The sequence below is a fragment of the Saccharopolyspora spinosa NRRL 18395 genome, from assembly GCF_000194155.1.
Lineage (GTDB): Bacteria > Actinomycetota > Actinomycetes > Mycobacteriales > Pseudonocardiaceae > Saccharopolyspora > Saccharopolyspora spinosa.
Genome location: NZ_GL877878.1, coordinates 1,652,534 through 1,659,300 on the forward strand (window position 1 = coordinate 1,652,534; position 6,767 = coordinate 1,659,300).

A 6,767-nucleotide genomic window follows, 5' to 3' on the forward strand; every position below is an offset into this window, starting at 1 on the left:
GGGATCACGAGGTTGGCTGAGTTGGCGGAGCGAATGGAGCGGCATTTGAGGACGTTGCCGCCAGAATTCGATCCGAACGGTGTGCGTGAGTACGTCGAAACTATGAAGCAGTGGGTGCACCAGGGACGGTGGACTCCAGTGCAGTTGCAGACACTTGAGTCGCGCTTGGGTGACATACAGGCGGTGGAGGGGAGGTTGCGCAATGCTCGCCGGGCGGAGGTGCGTGAGGTGTTTGTGCAGGCGAGGCAGGCGATTGCGCAGGGGCGTGTTCCGGTCACGTATTTCAAGGACGGTGTGCCTGGTGGGGTGAGTTCCCGGTCGGACGTGCGTCTGGGGTTCGAGGTCGAGTTCAAGCTCCCGGGTGATCATTTCGATGCGCGGGTCGACAGTTTGGGGGCGGCGCTGGAGCGTGAGGGTTTGGTGGATTGGCGGGCAGCTCACGGTTCGAGGCTGGTTTTCAAGAAGGATGCCGAGGCGATTGCGGCCGATGGTAGGTGGGTGTTGCTGAAGGAGTCGAAGCCTTTCGAGGTGGAGGCGACATCGCCGGTCCTGCGTAGTGACACTGTGTGGCCCAGTATGGAGAAGTTGCTGGGTGCGGTGCGGGGGCAGGGCGGTTTTGGTTCGGAGTCAGGGGGGCATATCAATGTCAGTTTCGTCTGGCCGTTGACTCCTCGGCAGCATGTGCGTGTGGCGCAGGTCGCGAAGGCTTTCGAGGCGTTGCTTTTCCGGTTGGGCAACGTTGCGGGCAGTGATGGGTCGCGGCAGCGTGAGGGTGGGTATGCGGGGCCGATTCCGCTTCCGTCGGATCCGTACACAGTGGACGAGTTTGGTGGGAATCCCGAGTCGTATTATCCCGTTCATGATCCGGACGATAAGTATCGTGCGGTGCGTGTGGAGGCGTTTGGGGACGAGGGTGACCGGCTGGAGTTCCGGTTGTGGGCTGGGGACGCGGGTGAGTTGACCGGGAATCCCGGGTTGTGGCAGGTGCGGTCGGAGTTGAGTGGTACAAGGACACGAGCCTCGTCGTGGCCCGGGTGACGTCAGACGGTTCCGGGATCCGCCTCCGGAATGGGCAGGCGATCAATTTTGGGCTGTTCGCCCGTTTACTCGCGGCGCACAAGGTCGGACGCGGATGGCACAACGAAAAAATGTGGACGCTGCTAGCGATTCCCGGCGCACCCTATGCGCTGCTGTCAGCGGTGTTGCAGGTCGTTAAAGGACCGGTATTGGCGACTACGTCGGACGTGTACAGAACCACGGACGGGCGTCTGATTGCCGGCGATTACGAACGGCAAAGCGATGGTCGCGTTCGATTCCGTCCCACCAGAGATGGGTGGATCGAGTTCACCAAAAACAAAGACGAGCCCAGCCGGTTTACTGGTAAGTTTGATCTGGGCGAGGCGTTGATGGATTCCAGGACCAGGCTTTTTCTCGACGATCCTGTGGAGGTTTATCGGTACTGGCCCGCACGCGCGGTGCCCGTGCCTGTGGGGTTGCCGGTGGATGCGGTGCGGGTGCCGGTGCCCGTGGATGTGTCCACTTCGGACTCCGGGACGTTGATGCGGAAGCGGACCTCGGCTTGGTAGTCCGTGTCCGCCACCTGGTATCCCGCCGAGCGCAGGTCGTTGTCCAGCCTTCCGGCCAGCAGGTAGTCCACCGTGGTCGTCACGGTGCGGACCGGGCGGCGTTCGAGCAGGCCCACGTGGTCCAGCGCGGCCGACACCGCGCCGCCGTAGGCGCGCACCAGGCCGCCCGCGCCGAGCAGCATCCCGCCGAAGTAGCGGGTCACCACCGCGACCGCGTTGGTGATCTCGTTGCGGCGCAGCACTTCCAGCATCGGCACACCCGCCGTGCCCGCCGGCTCGCCGTCGTCGCTGGACTTCTGAAACTCCCCGGAGTCGCCGAGGACGAACGCGGAGCAGTGGTGCCGCGCGTCGTGGTGCAGCCGGCGGCGCTGCTGGATGAATTCCCGCGCTTCCGCCTCGGTGGTCACCCGCGCGAGCGCGCACAGGAAACGAGACTTCTTCACCTCCAGCTCGTGCTCACCCGGCCGCTTGATCGTCCGCATCGGTCTCCCTTGTCCAGTGACGCCCGCCACGGCGGCGCAGCGCGCTCCGGGGCATCCTCCCATTCCGGAAACTGTGCAGGTCAGCGCGGTGATCCGGGCTCGAGGAGGTGGCGATTTCCGTTGTGGGCCGCGGCCACGTAACGTCCCCCCTCATGGAGCAATCATCGAGCCCGTTTGAACCAGGCACGCGGGTGCGCGCCACGTTCGGCCGGTTCCGTGATCAGGTCGGCACGGTGGTGGAGACCGCCACCGGTCTCCCTGAAGTCTTCGGCGGTCCGGTCCTCTGGGTGCGGTTCGACGGAGCCGACGATCCCGGCCTGGTCGCAGGCAGATTTCTGGAAGCCGCCTGACGCCCGCGCCGGCCGCGGGTGGTCCCCAGTTTCAATTGAAACCTCGCGGACCACCCCGGGGTCCACAGTTTCAATTGAAACTGTGGACCCCCCAACCACCCCGGGTAACGGGTTTGGAACTGCTGGTAAGGGGTTTGGCACTGCTGGTAACGGGTTTGGCACTGTTGGTAAGGGGTTTGGAAGTGTTGGTAAGGGGTTTGGCTGCGCGTGCATGATGATCAACAGGCCGATCTAGGTTCGTAGACGTGCCACTGGTCGACCACGACCAACAGAGGACAGTGTTCGGCGAGTTTGTCGAACACGGCTTGCAACTTGGGTTCGCTGGTGGGCCGGGGTGCATCGTGCAGGCTCTTTCCGGTCGGGACCAGGCGCGCGGCATGGTGCTCACCCGTGCCGACGTCCAGGTCGAGGAACACGCCATACCTGCTGTTCATGCACCAGCTACTTCGCGTTGTGCGAGAGTTGGTCACCGGTCGGGCATCGACGGCTGTCACGGACAGGCATCTCTCACATACACCACCAGGGAGACAGTAGACCGGGCGGGCAGGTTGCGCCTGAAGTTCGGGTAAGGGGCTTGGAGAGGGAGTGCGACCGGGCTCATACTGCGCTGGAGATGGTCTGGCGAGTAAGGGGGTGGAGCAGCATGAACGAGCTCGCGGAGCGGGCACGCTCCTGGTTGCATGACACCTATGGTCCGCGTGTGGTGTTGAGGGGTGAGGAGGCGATCCTCTCGACGGAGCGGGCCGCGTTCTTCGGTTGTGGTTACGTGGAGTCTGATGAGCCGATGTTGGCGGCGACGATCTGCGTGCCTCGGGACGGGGCGGAGCCGTTTCCCGCGTCCAATGCGGGTCCGCTGGATGAGTCGCTCAATGTGTTGGGGTCTGGGCGTTGGCGGGTCAACGCGGGTAACTGTGTGGTCGCGACGGATGCGGCGGTGAGTGGCTGGCCTGCGTCGGCGTTGCCGTGGGATCCGGCTGGTGAGGTGCCGGGTTGGTGGGATCGGATGCTGGCGTCGTATTTCCCGGATGCGGAGGTGGTGACCTGCGCGACGTGGGAGGACGTGAGGAGGACCATTGTGGACGGGGGTGTGGGGACCCGGGCCGTGGTGTGGTTGCGTCGTCAGCTCGGCGGGCGTGAACTGGCCGACCGGGCTCATACTGCGCTGGAGATGGTCTGGCGAGTAAGGGGGTGGAGCAGCATGAACGAGCTCGCGGAGCGGGCACGCTCCTGGTTGCAGGACACCTATGGTCCGCGTGTGGTGTTGAGGGGTGAGGAGGCGATCCTCTCGACGGAGCGGGCCGCGTTCTTCGGTTGTGGTTACGTGGGCTGGTCGGGACGATGTCGTGTCGCTGGACGAGGTGGTGGCGTTGGTCGCGGCGAAGCACCGCGAACTCGGCGGTGATCAGCGGGACCAGGTGGTGGAGTTTTCCCGGGCGCTGGCGGAACGGCTGGGCACGGAGGGCAGCGGGCTGAGCATCCAGGACGGGGCCGGGCCTGTGGGTCAGGTGGGGCGTTCAGAGGAGTCCGCAGCAGAGTTGGGATCGGGGCACACCAGCGGTGCGTCTTCACGGTCGGGTGCTGCGGTGCCGGTGGATGAGACCGCGAGCGGTGCCGGGGATCAGAGGGGCACGAAGAGGACGCGGAAGGAGGCTGAGCAAAGGACGTGGGGGGAGGCTGGCGAGAGTTCCGGGGGGGCCAAGCGGCGGAAGGTGATAGCAACCGATGCTGAAGTTTTGCGGCGGGAAATAGAAAAGGACGCAACGGCGGAAAGTCGGCTGCAGGGTCGAGTATCGACCCTGCAAAAAGAGGCTGCGGAGATCGAGGCGTTGGAGGCGTTGCCGCGGAGTGCCGAGGTTGAGGCCAAGCTGAATGGGTTGCGGCAGCGGATGGCTCAGTGGGCTGGTTCTGCGGAGCAGTTAGAGGAGACGCGGAAAAGGCTGAAGGAAAATAGGGCGGCGTTGGAATCGATGCAGGCCCGGGGGGAGATTGGGCCAGGGGAGATTGCGGGCTTGGGGGCAAATGGGCAGCAGGAAGAGCAGAATGCAATGGTGCGGAGCGGGGTATCGGAGCAGAGTGGGGCTGATCGGGACGAGCAGAATGAACGGGACGCGTCGAACGTAGCGAAGCAGCAGCAGAAGAGCGTAGCTAATGCGAAGTATAAGCAGGCGGAAAAGATCGCCGCCGCTACCGCAATTGCGCGGTTGGAGGAGTTGGAGGGGTTGGCGGAGCAGGGACGGCTGACTCCGGAGCAGCGGGCCGAGCTTGATTTGCGGCGGGAAATAGAAAAGGACGCAAAAAAGGAAAGTGGGCTGCAGGGTCGAGTATCGACCCTGAAAAAAGAGGCCGCGGAGATCAAGGCGTTGGAGGCATTGCCGCGGAGTGCCGAGGTTGAGGCCAAGCTGAGTGCGTTGCGGGAGCGGATGGCTGAGTGGGCTGGTTCTCCGGATCAGTTGAAGGAGATGAGGCAAAGGCTGAAGGAAAATAGGGCGGCGCTGAAGTCGATGCTGCGGGTTGCGCAGTTGCGGGAGTCGCTGGAGCAGGCTGAGTCTTACCTGGCTACGTTTGACGCGTTGCCGGGGTGGGACGAAATGTTGCGGGCGGATTTCGCGACGTTGCCGATGTTCGATCAGGGGCGTGCCCGTTTTCCGGGAGTTCCGGACCGGGTTGTCTGTTTGTGATCAGGATCAAAATATTGCTGTTCCGGCGTTAGTGCTGGCTGTTGGTGGTGTTTCTTGCGGGGAGGCCTGGTTGTGTGGGCGGGCAGGTTTGCCCGACGTTCGGGCAAGGTGTTTGGAGGCTGGGTGTGGTGGGCTCATAATGCGCTGGAAATGGTGAAATGATCTGGTGGCTGAGGGGCGCTGGCGTTCGTGGAGACCCCGGCGGTTCCTGAAGGGTGTCGCTGATTCGGAATTCCGGAAGGCCAGCATGAGCCGTCCGGACAAGGATTGTGTATGTGTCGCTCGCCGGGATGGTTGGGTTGAGTTGTGTGATGCCAAGGCGGTGTTCGGCGTGTCGGAGGACCATTGGTTGGTGTTCGCTGCCGAGGAGTTCGACGCCTTTTAGCCGTTGCTTGGGAGGGCTGTGCGGAGGGGCTGTGCTGTGTGTTCGGTGTGCCCGTTTTCCGGGAGTTCCGGACCGGGTTGTCTGTTTGTGATCAGGATCAAAATATTGCTGTTCCGGCGTTAGTGCTGGAGTCTCACAGGGCGAGAAGGGCTGCTGTCGCCCGTGTTGCGGTGTTGGAGGAGTTGGCGGGGCGGGGGCGGCTGACTGAGGAGCTGGCGGTGGAGCTGGCGGCGCTCCGGCCGAGGGTGGCGCAGCTGAAGCAGCAAAAGAAGGACTCTGTGGCGAAGTCTCACAGGGCGAGAAGGGCTGCTGTCGCCCGTGTTGCGGTGTTGGAGGAGTTTGGGGCCGCTTACTGAGGAGCAGGAGGTGGAGCTGGCGGCGCTTCGGCCGCAGGCGCAGCAGTGGCAGCAAAAGAAGGATGCGGATGCGGATCGGTACAGGGTGGGAAAGGCGGCTGCCGCTCGTGTTGCGGAGTTGGAGGTGTTGAGGGAGCAGGGGCCGCTTACTGAGGAGCAGGAGGTGGAGCTGGCGGCGCTTCGGCCGCAGGCGCAGCAGTGGCAGAAGCACAAGGATGCGGATGCGGATCGGTACCAGGCGAGAAAAGCGGCCGCCCGGGTCGCGGTGTTGGAGGCGTTGAAGGAGCAGGGGCGCTTGACTGACGAGCAGGAGGCGGAGCTGGCGGAGCTTCGGTCGAAGGTGGCGGGGCGGGGGAAGAAGGCCCTGGGCGTGACGGAGACCGGGGTGGGTGGCCCGGTGGCCGATCGGGGTGCGGGGCCGGACGAGGTGTCGGGGCGGACAGGGGCTGATCAGGACGACTTGGACGCGTGGTCGGCTGACGTCGATCTGGACGCGTGGCTTGCTCGTGCGGTGGCGGATGTAGATGGGCCGCAGGTGCTCCAGGGTGCCGCGGATGCTGGGGTGATGCTGGGCGAGGGTGCTTATGATGACGAGTTTGTCGCGAATGAGTTGCTCGCATTCCTGGGACAGGATGCCGGCGACGATGCTGCGGGTGTCGGCGGTGCTGGGTCGGTTGCCAGTGGGTTTGATTTCGCCGGTTTCCTCCCCGACTACACCGACTGGGCGGGTTCGGTTGGGTTGTTTGGCGAGAGTTCGCGGGGGGTTAAGCGGCGGAAGGTGGATGCGGCCCCTGGTGCTGAGGCTGTTTCCGGGAGTCCGGGTGATGGCGGGAGTGGGGTGCTTACCCCGACGGATCAGGCAGCCCAGCAGGACCCGAGTGCGGAGCGGAAACGGAAATGGCAGGAAAATAACACGAAGCAGTACAACGC

The 6,767-nt window shown here is 64.1% G+C and carries 7 protein-coding genes and 1 pseudogene; 6 read left to right on the forward strand and 2 right to left on the reverse strand.

Annotated elements, in window-relative coordinates; genetic code table 11:
- A pseudogene (locus SSPN_RS57580) lies at window positions 1-1,038 on the forward strand (hypothetical protein); the annotation flags it as partial.
- Window positions 1,039-1,450: 412 nt separating this feature from the next.
- Here the strand turns inward: SSPN_RS57580 and SSPN_RS0108310 are convergent.
- The gene (locus SSPN_RS0108310; protein ID WP_010693521.1) at window positions 1,451-2,068 is read right to left on the reverse strand and encodes a YigZ family protein; all 618 of its coding nucleotides are present in this window, start codon (window positions 2,066-2,068) and stop codon (window positions 1,451-1,453) included.
- A 191-nt stretch (window positions 2,069-2,259) separates the two neighbouring features.
- Between SSPN_RS0108310 and SSPN_RS0108315 the strand changes: the two genes are divergently transcribed.
- Complete coding sequence (locus SSPN_RS0108315) at window positions 2,260-2,418, forward strand: hypothetical protein (protein ID WP_010312232.1); 159 nt, start codon at window positions 2,260-2,262, stop codon at window positions 2,416-2,418.
- Window positions 2,419-2,636: 218 nt separating this feature from the next.
- On the opposite strand, the gene SSPN_RS0108320 is transcribed toward SSPN_RS0108315, so the two are convergent.
- Window positions 2,637-2,852 carry a hypothetical protein gene (locus SSPN_RS0108320; protein WP_029535107.1) on the reverse strand — a complete coding sequence of 72 codons (216 nt, stop codon included), beginning with the start codon at window positions 2,850-2,852 and terminating at the stop codon, window positions 2,637-2,639.
- A gap of 209 nt (window positions 2,853-3,061) precedes the next feature.
- Between SSPN_RS0108320 and SSPN_RS43010 the strand changes: the two genes are divergently transcribed.
- The 4 genes from SSPN_RS43010 to SSPN_RS57585 all read left to right on the forward strand — a co-directional run.
- Window positions 3,062-3,820, forward strand: coding sequence for a toxin glutamine deamidase domain-containing protein (locus SSPN_RS43010; RefSeq protein WP_010693523.1), 759 nt, complete (start codon window positions 3,062-3,064; stop codon window positions 3,818-3,820).
- A complete protein-coding gene (locus SSPN_RS0108330; RefSeq protein WP_010693524.1) occupies window positions 3,762-5,096 on the forward strand; it encodes a hypothetical protein in 1,335 nt (444 codons plus the stop codon). The genes SSPN_RS43010 and SSPN_RS0108330 overlap by 59 nt, the downstream gene beginning before the upstream one ends.
- A 423-nt stretch (window positions 5,097-5,519) precedes the next feature.
- Entirely contained in the window at window positions 5,520-5,837 is a 318-nt protein-coding gene (locus SSPN_RS43020; protein ID WP_237710490.1) for a hypothetical protein, read from the forward strand.
- 10 nt (window positions 5,838-5,847) lie between these two features.
- A partial coding sequence (locus SSPN_RS57585) for a hypothetical protein (protein WP_192814540.1) occupies window positions 5,848-6,767 on the forward strand: 920 nt, incomplete at its 3' end.

Excerpts from the sequence above, each read along its gene's own strand:
- SSPN_RS0108310 (WP_010693521.1), bottom strand. The coding sequence starts at position 2,068 with ATGCGGACGATCAAGCGGCCGGGTGAGCACGAGCTGGAGGTGAAGAAG.
- SSPN_RS0108320 (WP_029535107.1), bottom strand. The coding sequence starts at position 2,852 with ATGAACAGCAGGTATGGCGTGTTCCTCGACCTGGACGTCGGCACGGGT.
- SSPN_RS43010 (WP_010693523.1), top strand. The coding sequence starts at position 3,062 with ATGAACGAGCTCGCGGAGCGGGCACGCTCCTGGTTGCATGACACCTAT.